Annotated in this window: 15 protein-coding genes and 2 tRNA genes; 12 read left to right on the top strand and 5 right to left on the bottom strand. The window is 45.4% G+C overall.

What is annotated here, in order from left to right:
- Window positions 1-14: 14 nt before the first annotated feature.
- From Q0081_RS07835 to Q0081_RS07780, 11 genes are all read left to right on the top strand, one after another.
- Complete coding sequence (locus tag Q0081_RS07835; RefSeq protein ID WP_298351074.1) at window positions 15-842, top strand: hypothetical protein; 828 nt, start codon at window positions 15-17, stop codon at window positions 840-842.
- Between the two features lie 389 nt (window positions 843-1,231).
- A complete protein-coding gene (locus Q0081_RS31830) occupies window positions 1,232-1,654 on the top strand; it encodes a class II aldolase/adducin family protein (protein ID WP_409034052.1) in 423 nt (140 codons plus the stop codon).
- Window positions 1,655-1,675: 21 nt separating this feature from the next.
- Complete coding sequence (locus Q0081_RS07820) at window positions 1,676-3,934, top strand: hypothetical protein (protein WP_298351072.1); 2,259 nt, start codon at window positions 1,676-1,678, stop codon at window positions 3,932-3,934.
- Between the two features lie 115 nt (window positions 3,935-4,049).
- A complete protein-coding gene (locus Q0081_RS07815; RefSeq protein WP_298351069.1) occupies window positions 4,050-5,993 on the top strand; it encodes a right-handed parallel beta-helix repeat-containing protein in 1,944 nt (647 codons plus the stop codon).
- A gap of 10 nt (window positions 5,994-6,003) precedes the next feature.
- Entirely contained in the window at window positions 6,004-7,731 is a 1,728-nt protein-coding gene (locus tag Q0081_RS07810; protein ID WP_298351066.1) for a right-handed parallel beta-helix repeat-containing protein, read from the top strand.
- On the top strand, window positions 7,731-9,242 hold the full coding sequence (locus Q0081_RS07805; RefSeq protein ID WP_298351064.1) for a family 16 glycoside hydrolase: 1,512 nt from the start codon (window positions 7,731-7,733) through the stop codon (window positions 9,240-9,242). The genes Q0081_RS07810 and Q0081_RS07805 overlap by 1 nt, the downstream gene beginning before the upstream one ends.
- Window positions 9,243-9,345: 103 nt before the next feature.
- Entirely contained in the window at window positions 9,346-10,581 is a 1,236-nt protein-coding gene (locus Q0081_RS07800; RefSeq protein WP_298351061.1) for a fibronectin type III domain-containing protein, read from the top strand.
- A gap of 64 nt (window positions 10,582-10,645) precedes the next feature.
- A complete protein-coding gene (locus Q0081_RS07795) occupies window positions 10,646-13,267 on the top strand; it encodes a PQQ-dependent sugar dehydrogenase (RefSeq protein ID WP_298351058.1) in 2,622 nt (873 codons plus the stop codon).
- Between the two features lie 297 nt (window positions 13,268-13,564).
- Window positions 13,565-14,380 carry an RteC domain-containing protein gene (locus Q0081_RS07790; RefSeq protein WP_298351056.1) on the top strand — a complete coding sequence of 272 codons (816 nt, stop codon included), beginning with the start codon at window positions 13,565-13,567 and terminating at the stop codon, window positions 14,378-14,380.
- Window positions 14,381-14,626: 246 nt separating this feature from the next.
- On the top strand, window positions 14,627-14,893 hold the full coding sequence (locus tag Q0081_RS07785; RefSeq protein ID WP_298351054.1) for a helix-turn-helix domain-containing protein: 267 nt from the start codon (window positions 14,627-14,629) through the stop codon (window positions 14,891-14,893).
- Window positions 14,894-15,105: 212 nt separating this feature from the next.
- The gene (locus Q0081_RS07780) at window positions 15,106-17,130 is read left to right on the top strand and encodes a bifunctional DNA primase/helicase (RefSeq protein WP_298351051.1); all 2,025 of its coding nucleotides are present in this window, start codon (window positions 15,106-15,108) and stop codon (window positions 17,128-17,130) included.
- A gap of 65 nt (window positions 17,131-17,195) precedes the next feature.
- Here Q0081_RS07780 and Q0081_RS07775 read toward each other — a convergent pair whose 3' ends face one another.
- The 5 genes from Q0081_RS07775 to Q0081_RS07755 all read right to left on the bottom strand — a co-directional run bounded on the left by Q0081_RS07775 (window position 17,196) and on the right by Q0081_RS07755 (window position 21,025).
- Window positions 17,196-17,432: a hypothetical protein gene (locus Q0081_RS07775; RefSeq protein WP_298351049.1), complete on the bottom strand. Its 237-nt coding sequence runs from the start codon at window positions 17,430-17,432 to the stop codon at window positions 17,196-17,198.
- Window positions 17,433-17,774: 342 nt separating this feature from the next.
- Complete coding sequence (locus Q0081_RS07770; protein WP_298351046.1) at window positions 17,775-18,863, bottom strand: YhcG family protein; 1,089 nt, start codon at window positions 18,861-18,863, stop codon at window positions 17,775-17,777.
- 130 nt (window positions 18,864-18,993) lie between these two features.
- On the bottom strand, window positions 18,994-20,250 hold the full coding sequence (locus Q0081_RS07765; protein ID WP_298351044.1) for a site-specific integrase: 1,257 nt from the start codon (window positions 20,248-20,250) through the stop codon (window positions 18,994-18,996).
- 267 nt (window positions 20,251-20,517) lie between these two features.
- Window positions 20,518-20,591: transfer RNA gene (locus Q0081_RS07760), tRNA-Pro, on the bottom strand.
- Between the two features lie 77 nt (window positions 20,592-20,668).
- Complete coding sequence (locus tag Q0081_RS07755; RefSeq protein WP_310586482.1) at window positions 20,669-21,025, bottom strand: LysR family transcriptional regulator; 357 nt, start codon at window positions 21,023-21,025, stop codon at window positions 20,669-20,671.
- 156 nt (window positions 21,026-21,181) lie between these two features.
- Here Q0081_RS07755 and Q0081_RS07750 point away from each other — a divergent pair.
- A tRNA-Glu gene (locus Q0081_RS07750) sits at window positions 21,182-21,253 on the top strand.
- Window positions 21,254-21,540 lie beyond the last annotated feature (287 nt).

The raw sequence follows: 21,540 nt of genomic DNA, 5'->3' as shown, positions 1-21,540 counted from the left end.
TAAAATTATAAGTTATGAAGATATATCCGATACAAGAGATTATTCCTGAAAAACATATAGTGGTATTTTCGCCCCATTTTGACGATGTCCTGTTTATGCTTGGAGGCTATATCCTTGAGCTAAAAAAGGCAGGTCTGCTTGATACAAAGCATTTCCATGTCAACCTGTTGTTTTCAAGGAGCAACTACCAGGCGGGCTCTGGTTCCGCCAATTTTGATACAAGCCTGGAGCGAATTAAATTGGCAACAGGTAATCGAATTATTGAAGACCAGCAGTGCAACAATGAGCTGCTGGGTGCATTTAACTACGTGTACCAGATCATCGGTGAAGATGAATGCTTTACCCGTGGAAAAGCAATGGCCGACAGTGAAATGGAATTTCCCCACGGCATGTACGAAGACTTTTCTCCAGCCGATGAGTTAATTTTTGAACGTATGAAACAACGGGTAATCCAATGGGCCAGCCATGAAGATACAGCCCTGATTTTTCCAATGGCCATCAAGGAACACATTGACCATTTCATCACCCGGGAAGCCGGGTTGGAAGTTGCCAAAGAATTGGGAGACAAAGCCAAAGCCAGGTTTTATTTTCAGGAAGACAAACCATACGGTGGCATTGCAACAAGGGAAGAGTTAGGCCGGATAGAAGATTTTATCTATCAGAACCAACTGGAAAGCCGCCTCTATGCCTACGATCCGCAAGCGATTATCGATTTGGCTTTTAAACATTATATCAGCCAGGTCGAAGAGGTTTATAAATCAGGTATTCTAGCGCGGGCTGAATTTTGGAAAGACAAAATGCAGGATAGCAATTACTTCGACCGGATTTGTATTAGCCAATAATATTTGCATAAAATATTAACCATTGAAAAATGGTAATTACTTAGCACAACTTGGGCTTGATAATCAGGCAGTTACGTCATTTTTCAAAACCTCTAAAAAAATTAAAATACTGATAATCAAGTATTTGTATTTTTTTTGGTTTGCCAATTTTTGAAAAATATTTTTGTAACTTATTGATTTTCAAAAGGTTATTATGGCTAAGTTTTTACGAAAAATGAATATTACTACTACCGAAGAAAATACGCAGGTGTAACACTAAAATAAAAAAGTTTATGTTGGAAGAATTGAAAGATAAAGTATTTAATGCAAATCTCAAATTGTTTGATTAGGGGCTGGTCATATTTACCTTTGGAAATGTAAGCGGCATAGATCGGGAAGAAGGCCTGGTTGTGATAAAACCCAGTGGTGTTTCCTATGATATGATGAAAACTTCAGATATGGTCGTGGTTGATATGGATGGAAAAGTTGTTGAAGGAAAACTTAAGCCTTCAAGTGACTTACCAACAAACTTGGGCTGGACAAAAACACGCTGGTCATTTTTATGTCCGACAATGGCCTTCAGGGAGGAAAACGCAAAGAAAAGGCATTGTATAATGCCGGTTTGCGGGGCACCAAAGGCAGCGTGTATGAAGGTGGGGTACGGCCTGATGGTCCACTGGCTAACGCAGTACCCCAGTCCGGTCAATAAACCGGTCATTACACCCCTACCCGCCAAAGGCCCTTATCTCGCCGATTTAAATGAATCGGTGGATAAGTTCGAACTGAAGTGTCAAACAACTGAAAAAGGCAATGGCCGTGCACTGATTCTTTAACTTTTTTAAAACCGATTTTTAATGGTACGATTCCTTTTTTTGGTTTTTATAGCTATTGCAAAAGCGGGTTACGCTCAGGACTTTGGCCGGCAATTGGAGATGAATCATGCGCGTATGTATGCGCGTTTAAATCAATACGATCCCGACCGCTATAACCTGTTGGTTGAGAGCGGGCGTATTGAATTGAAAGCCGACAAACAGGTGCTTGACTTTCAGGGAGCTCATTGGCAGATCAACTCACGGGTAAAAACCCTGGAAAAAAACGGACAGTTTCAGGTGGAGGTTACGTTTAAATGTATTTCGGGCGAAGTGCCGAATGCCTCCGTTTCCGTGGATCTTGACATAGAACAATGGAACAGGGACAATTATGTACTTATGCCCTCGGCTGCGTATAACGGAAACCGTTACGAAGCCGTACAACGGAGCTATACCCCGTTTTTTGTGCATAAATCGCAGATTGGCCTCAACAAACCGCTTCTCCTTTCCGATCATCCACGCCTGAATTTCCGAGACGGTTACTCCCGCATTCAGGAACGCAGCGGCAGCATGGCGTTGCCTTCCGTCGGCTTTCATGCTCCTGCCGCTCAAAAAGGGGTTTGGGTTTGTTTTACGCAGGGAAATTCTCTGGGTGATTATGGCGTCGATATTGAAGAAAACAAAGGCCGAACGAAAGCCGTCGTTACCCTTACAAGTCCAGTGGTGCGGCAACTGTACAAACACAGTATGACCCGGATGGACGAAAAGCCCTCGTCTGATGTTCCGGCTCATTTTAAAGCGGGAAGTGAAGTAACCATTGCCTTTCTGATTGATTTTTTCGAGAGTTCAAGTGTTCAGTCACTGTACACCGAACTGAGGGATATACGAAAAAAGCATTATCCCGCACCGCCAGCGGCTGACCTTATTCCGTTCTCAAAGGTGTATGAAATTATTGAAAATCATAAAAACATTGACATTTGGAATGAGAAGGGATACTATGGCAATAACACGAATCTCAACTGGATGGCGGGCTGGTGCGGGGGCTTTCTGCCGAGCTTTGCCATGTTTGTCGAAGGGAATACGCTTACCCAGCAGCGGGTTCGAAAAAGTTTTGATTGGATGAGTGCCAATGCACTTTCTCCTTCGGGGTATTTTTACGATGTTTTTTGGAACAACCGTGGGTTCGGTTCTCAGGGCGATGATTTGCCTTTCGGTACTGACCTTGTGCTTACCCGCAAAAATGCGGAGGGGATTTACTACGGTTTCAGGTATTATGATTATTGTAAAAAACAAAACATTCCTATAAAGAATGAATGGATTACAACCACCCAAAAAGCATTAAATGCTCAATTGGCTACGTATGCTAAGTACAAACAGCTTGGGCAGTATGTCAATCAGCAAACGGGCGAATTGGTGATTGGCGGAACAACCTGTTCGGGTATTTTTCCGGCAACGCTTTGTGCCGCTTATCAATTTTCGGGCAATGCCGACTACCTCGAAACGGCCAAGGTCATCGGAGAGTACTACTACACCCATTTTGTTCAAAAAGGCATTACCAACGGCGGCCCGGCGGATGCGCTTCAGTGTTTCGACAGCGAATCCTGCTACGGTTTGCTGGAGAGCTTTATGGAGCTGTACGAATCCACGCTCGATCCCAAATGGCTCACCGCCGCCCGGGAAACGGCAGACCAGTTTGCCACCTGGGTTGTCGCCTATGATTACAAATTTCCGGCCGAATCGGACAACGCGAAGGCGGGTACGAAATCAACGGGAACGGTATTTGCCAATACCCAAAACAAAACCGCTCCTGCCGGCATCTGTACCCATTCGGGGGTGGCTCTGCTCAAATTGTACCGTGCCTCGGGAGATGCCTTTTACCTGAATCTGCTGCGGGATATTGCCCATACCATTCCTCAGTTTATGTCGTGGCCGGAGCATCAGCTTCCCGGGTATAAAGACGGATGGATCTATGAACGCTGCAACCTGACCGATTGGGAAAAAGGCATCGGAGCCATGAGTGCCGGCTCCTGCTGGGCCGAAACCTCCATGTTACTCTCTGCGGTTGAATTGCCGGGAGTGTACGTCAACAAAGAAAAAAAAGAAGTATTTGTGATCGATCACGTGGAAGCCAAACTCAACCCGAAAGGACAGTTGGAAATAACCAATCCTACCCAATACGATGCCGTCGTAAAAGTATTGATTGAAACCAATGAGCAGAGGGCAAAACCACTGAGACAGAATGCTTTTTTGGGGTGGAGGAAAGTTAAAATTGAAGCAGGTAAGGCAATAAATCTGACCCTCTGACAACTAAATGAATACCGCATGTTAACATCCCATAAAATTTAATAGACCTTTTATGAAACCGCAAGGAACAAGTCTCCGAAAAGCAGCAATCCTTTTTTTCTGCTTTATACACTTCATGTGTAAGGCCCAGTATTTCGTAGACCCGCAGAAAGGAAACGATCAAAATGCGGGAACCCTCGGCGCTCCTTTTCGTACTGTAGAACGGGCAAGGGATGCCGTCAGGGCCAAAACCAACTCCATGCAGAAAGACATCACCGTTTATTTACGCGGCGGTAAATACTTTTTTGATGAAACAGTTCAATTTACGGAAGTCGATGGCGGGAAAAACGGCCGTCAGGTCATCTATCAGGCATACAGGAATGAAAAACCGATTTTTGAAGCCGGCCTGTCGGTCAAAGGTTGGAAGTTGGCAGAAAGGGGAATATGGAAAGCTGAAAACATTTCCGTAGATAACTTTCGGCAGTTGTATGTCAACGGCTTACGGGCCGACCGGGCCCGTTCTTCCCTAAAATATACCGGTTCGGGTTGGCCTAAGCCTTACGTTTTCTTTACCAATGACGATTGGCAGTTGGAAAAGCAGTTTCATCCGGACGGTATCAAAATAACGGCAGCAGCGCTGAAACCAGAGTGGAAAAATCAGCGGGACATTGAACTGGTCTGGATCGGTAAAGAGTCTAACTGTACCTGGCGCAGTCACCGAATATTGGTCAATGAACTCATTGCCGGCGGCCCGGACTCAACCATCATTAAGTTAGATAATTACGGTTTTCCGCTTACGGGTGCTTCGATGTCCCGTCCGCTGCCCGAAAGCCCGTTTTACGTTGAAAATGCATTGGAACTGCTCGACAAACCCGGGGAGTGGTATTATGACCGCAGCGCGCATGTGCTTTACTACATGCCCCGGCCGGGGGAGGATTTACGCACCGTTGAGGCAGTGATCCCGTCGAAGGTTGAGACAATCTTAAGTATAAAAGGCAGTTCCCTCACTCAGAAAATTAAAAATTTAACTTTCAGCGGAATCACTTTTCAGCACACCTCCTGGCTGCGTCCGAGCAGCAGCAGGTTAGGGGCCTGCTCAGGACAGGCCGACCGGTATATCAACGGGCACGGTCAGATCGGGAGAGCACACAAAGCCATCCACCGAAAGGAATCGTTTTTTGACCCTGCCTATGATTTTGTCGTAGACAGCAACGGCGAAGCGGAAGGCTTTAAACCGGATGCCTGTGTGGAATTGGATGCGGCCGAAAATATTTCATTCCAAAACTGTACTTTCCAACACCTCGGAGCGGTCGGTATTGACCTGATGCAGGGATGTAATTCCATAAAAATACACAACAATGTGTTTGAAGATCTGTCGGCTACGGCCATTGTCATCGGTCGCTGGGACCAGGATTATATCAGCGACGGGGAAGAAGTGTGTAAAGATGTTTCCATTACCGATAATTATATTCATAAAATCGGGCAGGAATATTATAACTCACCGGGCATTACCGCTTTTTTTACGGATAATATGTTGATTGCCCATAACGAAATCGTTGATGTGCCTTACAGCGGAATTTCGTCCGGTTGGGGGTCGTGGAAAGGAAAAACCGCCTGGACGACGAGTAATCGCAGAAACGTCATTGAGTACAATTATATTCAGAATATTTGCCAAAAATGCAGCGACGGCGGGGGTATTTATACGATCGGAATCGGCAAATCAAGAACCGACCCTGATTCCTTAACTGGTAAAATCAGGTATAATTTTATTAAAGATACAGGTTATGCTCATGGGGCTTTATACCCCGACGAAGGCAGCTGTTATTATGAAATATCGGGCAATGTGGCGGAAAATGTGGAAGGATACGAAAAGGGGAAATGGCTGCACCTGTGGTCAGTCAATCACCACAATATAAAAGTGGAGGGTAATTTCAGTAACAGTGCCAAATATATCAATAAAGGCGTTTTGTGTCCCCTAACCAACCATACCGTTTATCAGGGAAATAATCGCCCCGAGGCGGCACTTAAAATTATTAAAATGGCCGGCAGAATGTCAAACCGGAAGGAAATCTCCAATTGACTTAATATCAATGAACAATCGTTTTTTTTATCTCGCATCCATTCTTTTTATGTGCCTGCACGGGCAGGTCCGCGCGCAGGCTGTTCACAAAACCTCGTTTCATTTATCCTCCTATAAGCCGGAGGCTACGGGACGCACGGATGATACGGGCGCTTTTCAGCGACTTTTCAGGGATGTCACCAACGCCGGCGGCGGCAGGGTGACCATCCCTCCAGGTAAGTATCTACTGCAGGGAAAACAATCCATTGTCATTCCTTCCAATACGACGGTATTTGCCTACGGAGCCACTTTTCTTTTACCCGAAACCCTGGGCGACAGCGCACGAATTGTCCTTTTTAAAGGGGAGAATGTGAAAAATTTTACTTGGTTCGGCGGCCATTTTAAAGGTTACTGCTTTGACCACCGCAATCCGCCCAATACGTGGGAGCCCAACGTTAATACCCGCCTGTTTGTGATTCATACCTCCGAAACGGGCACAACCGACAATCTGCTTTTCCGGGATATAAGTTCCGAGAAAGTCGCCGGCGCGGCGGTCAATGTCGAGGGCTTCAAAAAAGTACACATGTCTCCCGAAACGCAGCGGTTTGCCACCAACGTGACGGTAGAGAACTGTACATTACTCAATACGGGTAAATTTATGTGGGACTACGGTCTTCTCTGGCAGATCATCGTTTTTTCGGACGAATATACCGCTGCCGATCTGGCCATGGCTAAAAAGTACTTTCGAAATGACCTGATTCGGGAAGGAATACGGATGGCGGATTCCGACGACAAAGTGTATCTCAACAACATCAGGGCGCCCATTTTCAAAAGTATATCCAATGCTCCTACGCAGGCGGTTTGTTTTTACGATGATATTCTGCCCCATAACATTGTGCGCGGCAAACAGTACTTTGTGGTTGAAGCGGCTGCCGATTACCTTAAAATCAGCGATTCCTTCGACGGAAAACCCATTCAGTTCAAAGGAGCTGCCGGCCCGAAGACCAAACTGATGACTAACCTGTTCGAGACGTTTTTGTGGCTGTATGCCCCCAAAGGAGCCGGCCCTGGCAAGGGCTGCATTGACCTGGTGGCCTGTAAGAACACCCGGATAACGGGCTGCAAAATCAGTGCACTTGGCGATGCCATGCACATTTTCAGTTGCCACAACAACGTGTTTTCCAACAATCAGATTCAAGGAGCCCGCATGGGGGCTTTTTTTCTGGCGGAATATTCAAAAAACTCCACCATCATCGGCAATACCGTGGACGGCACCAACGGTTCACGCGTCATCAGTATCGAACGCTCCAACGAAGATGTAACGGTGATTGGCAATACCTTCCGAAACGGCGGGCGCGGAAGCTGGATCAATCAGCCCAAAAACCTCATTATGCAGGGGAACGTGTTTATCAACAATACCACCAAATGCGAGCCTGACCCGTGGAAAGGACGAAAAACCTTCAAAACGGGTACGTGGGAGACCTACGCCGAAATCTATTTTACCACCTGGCAGGAAGGAGGAAAATATGGGCCGGTGATCCTCAAAGACAATATTTTTGAAACGGGGCAAGGAGCGGCCGCCGCCATTCAGTTTGAAAAAAATGGAGCAGACGTACTGGTGGAAGGAAATATCTTTAAGGGACACACAGGAATAATCAATATGGATGCCGCCGATACCACTATTTCCTTCGGTAAAAACAGCGGGGTAAAAGTGATGATTAGTCAGGACGGTGGTAAACCCAAATATCGAAACGAATAATGAGAAAAAAAGCTGAATTCGGCGCATTCGGGCGGCAGCTGCTGTTTTTAGGTGCTTTTCTGACGGTTTTCACGGGAACCTTTGTTATTGCCCAAACTACCCAAAAGGAAGATTATGCCGCATCATTGGCGGTTACCCTGGAGCCTGACCGAAAAGTTGTTTATAAAACGCTGCCGGACAGAAGTCTGGCGCTGCACATTTTTGAACCGAAAGGTGTGGCGATCCCTGAAAAAAAGCCAGTGTTTGTGGCCTTTCACGGCGGAGCCTGGGCCGGTGGAGAGCCGCGTCGTTTTTACCCCATTGTCAGTCACATGGCAGAAAAAGGAATGGTAGGTATCAGTGCTGAATACCGGCTGCTGAAAAAAGGAGACCCCACTACGGTGTATGACTGTGTGAAGGATGCCCGTTCCGTCATTCGCTATCTACGCCGCCATTCCGATGAACTGGGGATAGACCCCGACAAAATCATTGTCAGCGGTGGATCGGCCGGTGCACATTTAGCGATTGGAACGGCTCTTTTTGACGAAATAAACGAACCCGAGGATGATTTGAAGGTTTCCTGTGTTCCCAATGCCTTGGTGCTGTATTACCCGGTGATTGATACTTCCCCCGAAGGATACGGCAATAAGACGATCGGTTCGGGATGGCAAACGCTGTCGCCGCTCCACCGTGTCAGGAGTGGGATGCCTCCCGTCGTCGTTTTTCACGGAACCGGCGATACCGTGACTCCGTTCGAAGGAGCGGCCGCCTTTAAAAAGGTAATGGACAAAGCCGGCAACCGCTGCGAGTTATATGTAAACGAGGGCGGCATTCACGGGTACATGATGTTTCAGAAACCGCTTTATGAAGAAGCGATGGAAAAGACAGCGGCCTTTCTTTCCGCGCTCGGATATATTAAACAGGAACGGGAGTCGGAATGGAAACCCCTTTTTACAAATTCACTTTCCAACGCCGTTTTTCCCAAGGGTATATGGCGTGTAGAGAACGGCGAACTGACGGCCACTGAAGACCAACCGATCTGGACTCAGGAAGTCTATGAAAATTTTGAGCTGGACCTTGAATTCAAAAATGCGGCGGGTACCAACAGCGGGGTTTTTGTCTATGCCGATACCTCACGCTGGATATCGCATTCGGTCGAGGTTCAGATTGCCGATGATTATGATTCGGTTTGGGCCAATAAACCCAAAAGCTGGCAGTGCGGAGCGATCTTCGGGCATCAACCGGCAATTAAACAGGCAGTCAGGCCGGCGGGAGAATGGAATCATTACCAGATTATATGCAGGGGGCAAAAAGTGCAGGTATTCCTCAACGAAACGTTGGTCAATGAACTGTCAATGAACAGGTTCACTTCTGCCAAAACCAATCCGGACGGTACACCGATTGCTTCGTGGCTGTCGTTTCCACTGTCGGAATTGCCGACCCGAGGCCATATTGGTTTTCAGGGAAAACATGCGGGTAAACCGATATGGTTCAGAAATATCAGAATCAAAACGGGCGTTAAGCCAAGATAGTGGAAAAATTTGCCAACATGTGCGGAGTAAACCCAAGGGAAACCAAGGTTATTTGCCGTACAATTTCCACAAGAAATTGTACGGCATTTCTTTAACTTTCACTATGAAATCATTTTATCAATTTTTCTTTATACTTCTGGTCAGTGCGCAGAGAGCATTGGGGCAATACTTCGAAGTCAACATCCAACCCGAGAGCGGGGAACAATTCAAATCGGCCGTATATCGGCTATGGCTGCCCCGCAACACCGCAACCATTCGCGGCATCATTGTCAAACAGCACGGCTGCGGGATCGGTGCATCCAAACACGGGTTAAACCACGCTAATGATTTGCAATGGGAGGCATTGGCGCAAAAGCACCAAATGGCGCTAATAGGAACAGAACTGACCAACTACGAACTCTGTGCCCAATGGTTTAACTTGGCAGGCGGTTCGGGGAAAGCGTTTTTGAGGGGATTGGATACGTTGGCAAAACAAACCAATCACCCTGAACTTACCAAAGTACCCTTGGCGTTGTGGGGGCATTCGGGGGGCGGCTTTTGGTGTACGAGTATGCTGTTTGAATATCACGAGCGTATTTTATGCGCCCTCCCACGGTCAGGCGGGTATTCCTCCATGGAGTGGAACCCAGCGGTAAAACAAGTCCCTGTGATGTGGATGGCGGGTGAAAAAGACATTGTTGACAATCAGGAATACGCTCGGGCATTGACCGTTAAATCCTTTGCCACTTACCGCCGATTGGGGGCATTATGGGGCGTGGCCATTGACCCTAAAGCTGACCACGGAAACCGTGACGGTCGAAGCTTTTACGTACGGTGGTTTGATACCATTCTTTCTTTGCGGTTGCCTGATTCAGGAAATATACCGATGCCGTTGGATTCATTGAAAGGTTGGTTAGGACATCCAACCACCTACGAAATCAGACCTTTTAACGAAGTGGAGACCGACCGTAATAAATGGGTGTGGCTGCCTACGGAGTCAGTGGCTCAAAACTGGCAGGAATTTGGGCGTACGGGATGGGTGACGGATACATCAGCGCCGCCCGCTCCGCAAAACCTGTCCCTTAGTACGGGAACACCGAACGGCGTCATGTTGAAATGGGCGGCAGACATTGACTTGGAGAGCGGTATAAAGCAGTTTAATATTTATAGGAATGGTGCATTGGCCGGAACTGTCCCGGGGCAAAAATCCAACTTTCACGATGCTCCAGAGCCTGCGATTCCGCTTTTTGAGTATGTATTTACTTCACTGAGTCAATCGGATAAAATCACGGTTACGGCCGTAAATCATCAAAATCTTGAAAGCGCAAAAAGTAAGGAGATCAGCATCAAACAGGAGTAACTTTCACTTCAGATTATCCTTTATTTTTGATTGCTTTATTAATCATTTTTCCGTTATTATTTTTATGAACGAAATGAAAATGACTGCGTTGAAATTTCTGTTACTGACCTTGTGTTTTACTGGATTCACGGTCGCGACAGATGTTCCCACCAAACCCGACGACAGCCGTTTTACCAAGATTGTGCTGGACGATGACCTGAATGAACCCATGGAACTGGCGATTGCCGACGACGGGGTTGTTTATTATATCGAACGGATCGGTAACCTCAATAGTTTTGACCCGAAAACCAATAAGAAAAAGCTCATTGCCAAGCTGAATGTCCGTGCCACCGCCGAAGACGGCCTGCTGGGTCTGGCCCTCGATCCGAACTTCAGCACCAATCATTGGCTCTATATGTATTACGGCGACCCGGTACCTCAAAAAGAGGGGTATGCCAACGTGCTTTGTCGTTTTGAGGTCACAGCCACCGGATTGATCAACAAAAAAGAAATTCTGCGCGTACCGCTGCTGCACGAAGGAGTCAATCATTCAGCGGGCTCGCTTGCCTTTGACGCGAAAGGGAATCTGTATCTTTCCACCGGCGATAACACCAGTCCGTTTGAATCTGACGGTTATTCTCCTTCGGATGACCGTCCCGGTCGCTTACGCTTTGATGCCCTCAAATCATCCGGAAATACCAATGATCTGCGCGGCAAAATTCTGCGTATTCATCCCACAACGGAGGTTGCCGCATCCGACGGCACCTATACCATTCCGGATGGAAACCTGTTTCCCAAAGGTACGCCCGGTACCCGTCCGGAGATCTACGTAATGGGCTGTCGCAATCCCTACCGGATATCGGTAGATCGTCGCACCGGCTTTCTGTACTGGGGAGAAGTAGGGCCCGATGCCGGCAATGACAGCCTGACGCGCGGCCCGAGAGGACATGACGAGATCAATCAGGCTCGTCAGGCAGGAAATTTCGGTTGGCCGATGTTTGTCGGCAACAACAAGCCGTATTACCGCTATGATTTTGACGCAAAGAAATCGGGAGAACTGTTTGATGCGCGGAAACCCATCAATTTTTCCCGTAACAATACGGGGCTGAAAGAACTTCCTCCCGCCCAAAACGCCTTCATTTGGTATCCGTATGCCGATTCTCCCGAATTTCCGGAGCTGGGTACCGGCGGGCGCAACGCCATGGGCGGACCGGTCTATTATTACGATGATTATGATGATTTTGCGGGAAAGTTTCCCCGGTATTTTGACAGAAAACTGTTTGTATATGACTGGATGCGCGGGTGGGTCTTTACGGTAAAAATGAAAGAAAACGGTGATTTGGAAAAATTGGAGCGTTTTCTGCCGGAGACGGAATTTAACCATCCTGTCGATATGGCCTTTTCAAAAAAGGGCGAGCTGTACATGCTGGAATACGGCACTTACTGGCGGGCCAAAAATACCGATGCCAGGCTGGTTCGCATCGAATACAACGAAGGTAACCGTGCGCCGGTAGCCAAAATTACGGCGAATAAAACCGTGGGAGCGGCACCGCTGAAAGTCCGGTTTTCGGCCAAAGGCTCGTTTGATTACGACAAAACCGACTCCCTGAAGTACGAGTGGTTTTTTACGACCAACACCTTGCAGGGCCGGGGGCCTGAGCCAACCTTTACCTTTACCAAGCCCGGTATTTACCGAAGCCGCGTACGGGTCACCGACCCCAAGGGAAAAGCGACGGAAAACAGCCTGACATTACGCGTCGGTAATGAACCGCCAACAGTTAGGGTGGATTGGCAGGGAAACCGTTCGTTTTATTTCGGGGCAAGCGAAGTGGATTATCAGGTAAAAGTGACGGACCGCGAAGACAAAACCACGGATCCTAAACGCACCAAGGTGCTGTTTCACTACCTGCCCGAGGGCGAAGACGCGGCAGGAATGATGGCGACCGGAGAAGTGACGCTGAAGGGCAAAACGCTGATGGAACAAAGTGACTGCAAAGCCTGCCACGCCCTCAACAATAAATCCGTCGGGCCGAGTTATCGGGAGGTAGCCAAACGTTATTCCGAGGCCGACATTCCGAAACTTGCCGAAAAAATCATCAATGGCGGAGTAGGGGTATGGACCAAAGACCACGTGATGTCGGCGCACCCTCAACTCCTGAGGGAAGATGCTACCGAGATGGTTCGGTATATTCTTTCCCTTACTAAACCGAGTCCGCAGATCTCATCAAAAGGAAGTGTAAAACTGAGTCAGCCGCAGGGAAGCTATTTCCTGATTGCCCGCTACACCGATGCCGGGGGGCTGTTAGGGCAGGACATTGTTCGATTGCGTCCAGCAAAATTTATGGCTGCCGAAGCGGATGTTTTCTATAAGGTAGCCAAGAAAAACACCCCGTTCACTTCCACCATGAGTTATAACGAAAACGGTGCGTGGATCTGCTTTAAGAACCTGGATTTAACGGGATTGAAAACCGTAAAAACCAGTATTTATACGCCGAAACTGGTAGGTACGCTGGAATTTAGAACGGGCAGCCCGACAGGATTGGTCATTGCAGAAGTGCCCGTCAACGGAAAAGATACGGAACAAACTACGGCTCCCCTTCGTACACAGGAAGGACCACATGATGTATATGTGGTGTACCGTGAAGCATTGGGAGGTGCCAATATTTGGAAAACACTGAATCTTCAATGGCTGGAGTTTGGGAAGTAGAATCACGAAATGGGAACCGCCCATATAGATAAAGATACTAAAACATCGGCATGGAACAAATACAAATAGGTGCAGGGCTGCAAAAACGTGTTCGTCACCGACGGAGGAGGGTCCCTGCGTTAATCCTTCTTTGACCTATTTAACGCTGACTTAAAGAGCCGCAAACCATGCGGTTGAGGGATTTGTAGAATTATCAACATCGAAAGAGCTGTAGTAAATAATCATAAAGTTTTGTTTCATACTTAAATCCCCTCTGACCTTCCTTTGGGGGATTTCAATAACTATAATTAAAAAATAATGGAGGAACTTTATCAATCATTAGAAAAAGAATTAGCCCAGATTCAGGAGGGAAATCAGATAAAATATGCTAACCAAGCGGTCAACATTTGTGATAAATACCTTGAACGATTGAGGCAACAGGTACTGAAGACGGGTTTTGAGTCTGCGGAGGAGGAAATTAATTTTTTCAAAAAAGTGAAGCCTAAGTTTTTGGCGAAATTGCTCTACCACGTTTGGCTCTATAATTCATCTGCCCGCAAGGCAGAAGACACAACGGAAAGTGTGAGAAATCAATACCACAAGACGCTCAAGCGAATTCGGGAATATCGCAAACGTCATCATAGCTTTTACCGCTATATAAAGTCGGGCGATACTTTCTTAGATGAGAAATTGTTTATGCGAGGCAATAGCGAAATGAATAGGTACCTCGTCGACCCGGACTATTATTGTTTTGAACGTAGTTTCAGTACCTCCTACGACCATGTGTTAGCAAAGCTATTAGCCAACAAGTCCATAGTTGCCTATATTCAAGACGAGTTAAAAGTAAAAGGCCATCCGGTAAGGTCTTCATCAGTGAGCCAATTAAATTGGACGGACTCCAAAGTGGATTTGGTAGAGTTGATTTATGCGCTGCACTCGGCACAGTCTTTGAACAACGGCAATGTGGAGTTGAGCGAAATAGCCCTTGTTTTTGAGCAGGTATTCCACATTGAATTGGAAGACTTTTACCGAACCTTTGCCGACATCAAAAGCCGCAAGACTTCTACGAAATTTCTAAATCTACTGCGTTCGCAGTTGGTTGAACGGATTAGAGAAGAGCAACAAAATACCTAAAAAGCCAAAACTCCCAATATGTGAACTTGGGAGTTTTGGCTTTTCGACTCCTATTTTCTTCTTTGCTTTTGCTTCTGTTAGATAATTCTACCCAAAGTATATCAAATAAAATGTTTTTCCCCAGTTGTTCATCTTGGGAAATTAGTTGGAAATTGATTGAGAACTTTGCCACTCCTTTCAAGGGAGTTTAAACGAGGGTAAAGGGGCTCATTTATCCTCAAATTTTCTCACATCAAACCAATATGTATGGCAGTAGAAATCATTACCAAAGAAGATTTGCAGCATTTTAAAAAAGAGTTAGTGGCCGAAATTAAGGAGGCTTTGAAAGATCAGCCGGGCAGTAACAAAAAGTATCTTCAATCGTCCGGAGTCAGAGAACTCCTGGGCATATCTCCGGGTACACTTCAACATTTACGGGTAACGGGGCAGTTGCCGTTTACCAAGATTGGGGGCAAGATTTTTTATGAGATGGAGGATATTGAGGGGATGATGGAAGGAAATAAAAAGGGGTGATTTTGTGTCGCTCCCGGCCGCTGGGCCTCGCTATCTGTTACAACACTTCGGCCTTTGGGGTTGCTGCCGCAACTTATCCCAAATTCCTAATGTGTTGTAACAGATAGCTGGAAAATTAAGCAACAGAGTTGCGTTGGGGTTACTCTTTGCAATGGAATTATGTTTTTTTACTATCCCTCTACTTTTCGGAAGAGGTTATTCAACTAAATTTTATGACAAAGGAGGAAATATTGGGTAAGACCCGAGGGGGGCTTGCTGTGTTTAGACATTTCATGACGGGTGACTGGAAAGTAGGAAAGAATTTTTTGAATCCATTTTATGATGACAAAAAAGCTTCCTGTAATGTTTATTTTGATAAGGGCTCGAAACAGTACAAAATCAAAGATTTTGGTGATGTCCGTTTTAACGGAGACTGCTTTACGCTGGTAGCCCTGTTGCATCAATTAGACGTACGAACGGATTTTGGGGAGGTGTTGCGCGTTATTGCGTCTGAAATGGGACTCAATTCAGGACAGAGGGTGGAAGTTCTTCCCAAAGTGGCCTTAGTGGCGCAGTTTCAAAAGGAAGAACTGTCCGCAACGGAGTATGAGGTAAAGCCTAAAAGTTACTCAGAAACAGAGCAGCGGTTTTGGCAGTCCTATGGTATCAGACCGGAGGTTTTACGGCGGTACAATGTGGTCAGTATTCTTTACTACACGGCCATCAACAAACAGGGCAAACCCTATATCATCCGAAGCAATGAACAAGAACCGCTGTTTGGCTATGTCCATCAAAGCTACGTGAAGGTCTATCGTCCGTTTTCAGAGCCACGATTTCAGTTTTTGGGACATAAGCCCGGTACTTACATTTTTGGCTTGGATTATTTGCCACCGCGAGGAGATATGTTGTTTGTTACGGGGGGTGAAAAGGATGTTTTGAGTTTGTCGGCGCGAGGTTTCTCCGCTATTTGTTTTAACTCCGAGTCGGCAGCGATACCAGCCGAAGTGATTAAAAAGCTATCTTACCGCTTTCGGCACATTGTGCTGCTCTACGACGTGGACAAGGCTGGGTTAGAAGCCATGACATACCACCAAAATCATTTGAAAGAGTTGGAGGTGAAGGCACTGTTGCTACCGTTAGCAGGTACAAAGCAGGAAAAGGATATATCGGATTTTTTTCGTTTGGGCAAGACATCTGAGGAATTGAAGCGGCTATTCAATCAATTGTTGGAGAGCCTGTACGCCCAAACTTTTGCCATGCTCCGTTCGTGCGAAATTGACTTTGACAATCCACCGATTACACCCAACCCGCTGGTCACGATTGCGGGGGTGACCATTGGGAGTCCTGGAAACTTGCTGGGCATCACGGGGAGCGAGGGGTCAGGGAAATCAAACTTCTTAGGCGGAATGTTGGCGGGAGCATTGGCCAAACCTGCTCAAGAAGTAGATAGTTTGGGAACACGGGTATTACCCAACAGGGCCGGTAAGGCGGTGCTTTATTTTGATACGGAACAGTCGGAAGACCAATTGTACCGCAATTTGACCATTGTGCTGCAACGCTGTGAATTGAACAGTCCACCTGAATGGTTTAAAGCCTACTGCCTGACCAATCTCAGTCGTAGAGAACGCTTACAGGTGATTTTGCAGTCGGTAGATCAATTTCATCATCAATTTGGTGGGGTGCATTTGATAGTGATTGATGGGATTGGTGATTTGATTGGCAGCCTGAACGACGAACGGGAGAGCATCAGTCTTATTGAAGAATTGCATCGCATGGCGGGAATTTACCACACGTGCATTTTATGTGTATTGCACTTGGTACCAAATGGGGTAAAGCTACGGGGGCATTTAGGGTCGGAGTTACAGCGGAAATCAGCGGGTATATTGTGTATTGAGAAAGAGGAAAATACTGATGTGAGTTGTGTGCGAGCCTTGAAGGTTAGGAGTGGAAGCCCGTTGGATGTGCCATTGATTCAATTTGCGTGGGATAAAGAGAAAGGGTATCACGTTTATCTTGGTGAAAAATCCAAGGATAATAAGTTGCAGCGTAAGATTGAAGACTTAGCTTCACTGGCTGAGGAAGTTTTTAAGACAAACGAAACGGTGACTTATACAGAACTGATGAATTCACTGGCTGAAATGATGGGTGTAAAAGAGCGGATGGCGAAAAACTACATTGGATTCATGGTAGAACATGGAATTATTGAACACCATAAAAAGGGTCGGACTTTCAGTTTGGGAATGGCGTTTGCTGAGTGATTCTGTTTTTGGGCAATTTGGGCAATGCACTATATAAGTGATTGCCCAAATTGCCCAAACTCTTTTCAATTGGAATCTAAGCCCCCCAAGAGGTCATTTTGGGTACGCAGTTGGTCAAAATCAGTCTTACTTTGAATTTGGTTAACAATGGATTGGGCCGCCGTTTCAATCATTTCTACTCCTTTGGAACTGATGATTTTTTGCGATACAGCCGTAGTAAGTCCTTGACCAATGACAAATGCCAGCAACAAGGCATCTTGAGGAGTGAGTTCGAGTCGGATAGTGATGGAGTTTGATATCATATTGTTGAGTAAAAAAAAGCGTGAAACGCCACTTACACTTTGCATCTGAGGCTCTGGTAAGCCCATGTAACAAAGTAAAGCAACGCCCACGCATGGCATGGGCGTTTACACTTTACCTCCTGTTACATTAAAATTTACCAGATTTCAGATGCAGGAACTTCAGCTAAACGCTATCAATATTTTTAAGTGTACGTTACTTTTTTATCTTCATTCAAAACGGCATTGGTTCTGAGGGTAAAGTTACGACAAATCAAGGATTGGACAAAAAAGCCTCTGACAAATCAGAGGCTTTCAATAGGTTAACAACAACGAAAGACTATATCTGAGGCTGTAGAACTACTTTCAATCCAAGAGTTTCTTAAGGCTTTCAGCGTCGGGAAGTACGTTTTTGAGATGCTCGGGAAGTCGTTCCGAAAGTTGATAGACGGCGACTCCCATTGGATTGGAGATTTGCTGAAAGGCGTATTCTACCGTCTTATCATTCTTGGCTGAACAAAGTACGATACCAATGGCGGGATTCTCCTCGGGTAGTCGCTCGATGTCGTTGAGGACGTTGAGATAAAAATTTAACTGCCCTGCATCTTGGGGCCTGAACTTCCCTTTTTTGAGTTCAAAGGCTACAAGGCATTTCAAGATTCGATTATAAAATAAAAGGTCAATATAGAATTCGTCTTCATCAACAACCAAGCGATGCTGATTACCAATGAATGAGAAGCCTTTCCCCATTCGCATGATGAATTCCTTTATGTTGTTGACGATACCTTTTTCAACCACACGTTCGTCGTCCGTTTCGATGTTGATATAGTCAAGTAGATATTCGTCTTTGAAAGCCAACGTAGAGCTTTGTTGTAAAGCTGGCGACAGGGTTTTGCCAAAGTTGTTTTGAATGGTTTTACCTTGTTTTTGATATAATTGGGTTTTGATTTGCCATTCCAGCATTTCCCCTGTCCAGTGGTTCTCAACCGTTCGGGTCATGTAAAAAAGCCTCTCTTGCCAAATTTTGCATTTATTTAGCAATAGGATATGTTGAGTAAAGCCTATCCCAAAAAACAGGTCAGGAGTTAGCCCTTCAAATTGGCCAGTTGTCAACTGGCTATTTATAATACTCTCATTTTCTACGCCTTGCACTTTTACAGTTATCAACTCCAAAAGTGCGTTAGAAGAATACTCGTCGGCAAACTGCCTCATATTTTTGAGGTTTGTAAAAGAAAAGCCCCGCAGTCCGGGCAGTTCTTTTTGCAAATCAGCGGCTATCTGCTCAATGACCTTAGCTCCCCATTTCTCCGCAGCCACCTTTTCAGAAAGCCGCTTGCCGACTAAAAAGTAGAGCAAAAGTTGTTCACGATTGACGAGTCGAGCCGCGATGTAGCGGCTTCTGACAATATGTTCTTTAACTTCTTGTATGAAAGACAGATAATTGATTTCGTTCATGGATTAAAAGGGTGACTTGGTTGGACAAAGATAAAAATCAATTATTAAAGTCCCCTCTGATATTATCAGAGGGGGTGAGTATTTGGATTGGGAGGAGGGTTGGATGTGAACCTCCGATTATTGAGTCGGATTAACTCCCTGTATCTGCGTTATTTGTCTGGAAAGGAGTCAGTTTTTTCTGCAAAGCCTTCATATCACCACTTAGTTTTGATTCGACTACTTTAGCGTAAATCTGCGTGGTACGAATGGTACTGTGGCCAAGCATCGCCGATACTGATTCAATTGGTACACCGTTAGTCAGCGTAACCGTTGTGGCGAACGTATGACGTGCAATGTGAAACGTCAGATTTTTGGAAATTCCGCACGTATCGGCGATTTCTTTAAGATAAGAGTTCATTCGTTGGTTTGAGATAGGCGGAAATAAACGTCCATAAACCACGGCTTTGGGATGATCTTGATAGCGATTCAAGATCTCAAGCGCTTGGTTCAACAGCGGCACTTTGATGGCTTGGTCAGTTTTCTGACGGCTGGATTCAATCCACAATTGTCCATCAATACCCCTGACGAGGTTTTCGGACGTTAGATGTATCAAATCAGTGTAAGCCAGACCTGTGTAGCAACTGAATACAAATAAATCTTTGACCTGCTGCAGCCTTTGAATGGGGTATGCTTTTTCTACAATCAAGGTCAATTCTTCGGCGGTTAAGAAATGGCGATTGGTTTTATTGAATGAAAGGCGGTATCTCTGAAAAGGATCCTTTGTAATCCATTCATTTCTGATGGCGACGTTGATCATTTTTCGCAGTCGTTCAATGTGTTTCATGACGGTGTTGTTACCGCAACGGCGCAAAGGGTCCAAGGGTGCTGCCGTATTTTTGATGAATAGTTCAAAGTCCACTACAAATTTATGATTGAGTTCGGATAGAAATATGTCAGAGGTTTTTAGTTTCTCTTTCAGGAATCGTTCAACGTATTTATGGGTGGCGAAGTAATTTTTGAGGGTACCAGGTTTGATGGTAGTAGATAGTTCTTCATTGTGGTACTTGATAAGACTGAGCAGGGTATGTTCACGCTCTCCAGTTCCCAGATAGCCATTTTTGATGGCTTCGGCAGTGACGAGGCGTTTTTCTCTCAGTAAAGTTTCCTGACACTCAAGTAAACGGCTTTTTACCTGATCAAGATAAGCATTGAGGGCTTTGGCCTCCGCTTTCGTGCCTCTGGCTCTTCCTTTGACATTGTCCCATGCCTCATACGAAATGGAGCGTTTTAGCGAAATTTCGGAACGCTTACCATCAACGGTGATGCGAGCGTAGATGGGAGCGAGACCATTTCGGCTTTTTGCTTGATTTGCCCAGAAGAGAACACTAAATGTAGTAGTTGTTGTCATTTGACGAAATTTGAATGATTTTGGTAACCGAACAGTTTAAAGTTGCCCTTGTGAAATGACCAAAATCCAACAAATTGAATCAATATAAATGACTGATAATCTGTTTATTACAGGCGATTCGGTTACCTTTTTTCAATAATACAAATAGGTAACCGAATAGGTGTAATATTTTTTGAAAAACCTTGATTTTCTTTGAGCTTATTCCAAACAAAAAGCCGCTAAATCATGCGATTTAACGGCTTTTGTGAGTATTTAGACTCTTTGTTGTCGGGATAGCGGGATTTGAACCCACGGCCCCTTGCCCCCCAGACAAGTACGCTACCGGACTGCGCCATATCCCGAAACATGTAAGGCTTATTGCCTTTTATGTGGGTGCAAAAGTAGTTTTTTTTTATATGACTGTCAACTCAAAACCTGATTATTCTCCTAATTGCCTACTTTCAGTTTCTAAAAAAGTCTCAAATCTTTTTCTGAGAAGATGATAATACATAATTAATTGTTTAGCTTCTTCCGTTATGATAGCACCTCCTCCTTTTTCTCCACCTGTTTGAGTCATTACAAGCGTTGTGTTTACTTGAGAATTAAGTGAATTAACCATTTCCCAGGCCTTCTTATATGACATCCCCATTTGTTTTGCTGCCTGATTTATTGAGCCTGTATCATTAATACGTTCCAATAATTCGACTCGTCCTGGTCCTAAAAAGCGTTTTTCTTCGCCTTCAATCCACAAGCTTCCACTTACACGAAAATGAGAATCTTTTAAGATTTGTTTCACTTTTGATAACATTTAAAAAAATATTTCACCAAAAGTACTGACTATCAACGATTATAAAATAGTTTTTAAAAAATAATAGCTAAGGGGTTGACACAATCAAAAATAAACGTACCTTTGCACCACGTTTTACTAATGCAGCGAACAATGGAACCAGTCGGCCCGTTCGTCTAGCGGTTAGGACACGACCCTTTCACGGTTGAAACAGGGGTTCGATTCCCCTACGGGTCACAAAATCGCGCGTGGTAACGTTAAAAGCCTCAAAACAGCTCGTTTTGGGGCTTTTTAATTTTTAGCTCTTTCCAAAACGTACTGTAATTGTTTTAAAAACGTACTGCTTCTGGAACAAAACCAAAAGTTGTGGAGGACGTTGGATTTTTTTAGGTTTGTACTTTTAATCAATAGTCCGCTACGAATTAAGCGGCGATTTTAGTATAATTGATTAGATTTTGATAATTGTCTGAATTTTTAGTGGTTTCAGGGCAAATTCCCAGACCGATAATAAATTTATCAAGTAG

Source organism: Runella sp. (genome assembly GCF_027484545.1).
Taxonomy (GTDB): domain Bacteria; phylum Bacteroidota; class Bacteroidia; order Cytophagales; family Spirosomataceae; genus Runella.
The sequence above is the reverse complement of the archived record's forward strand: the minus strand, read 5'-3'. Positions and strand labels throughout refer to the sequence as shown.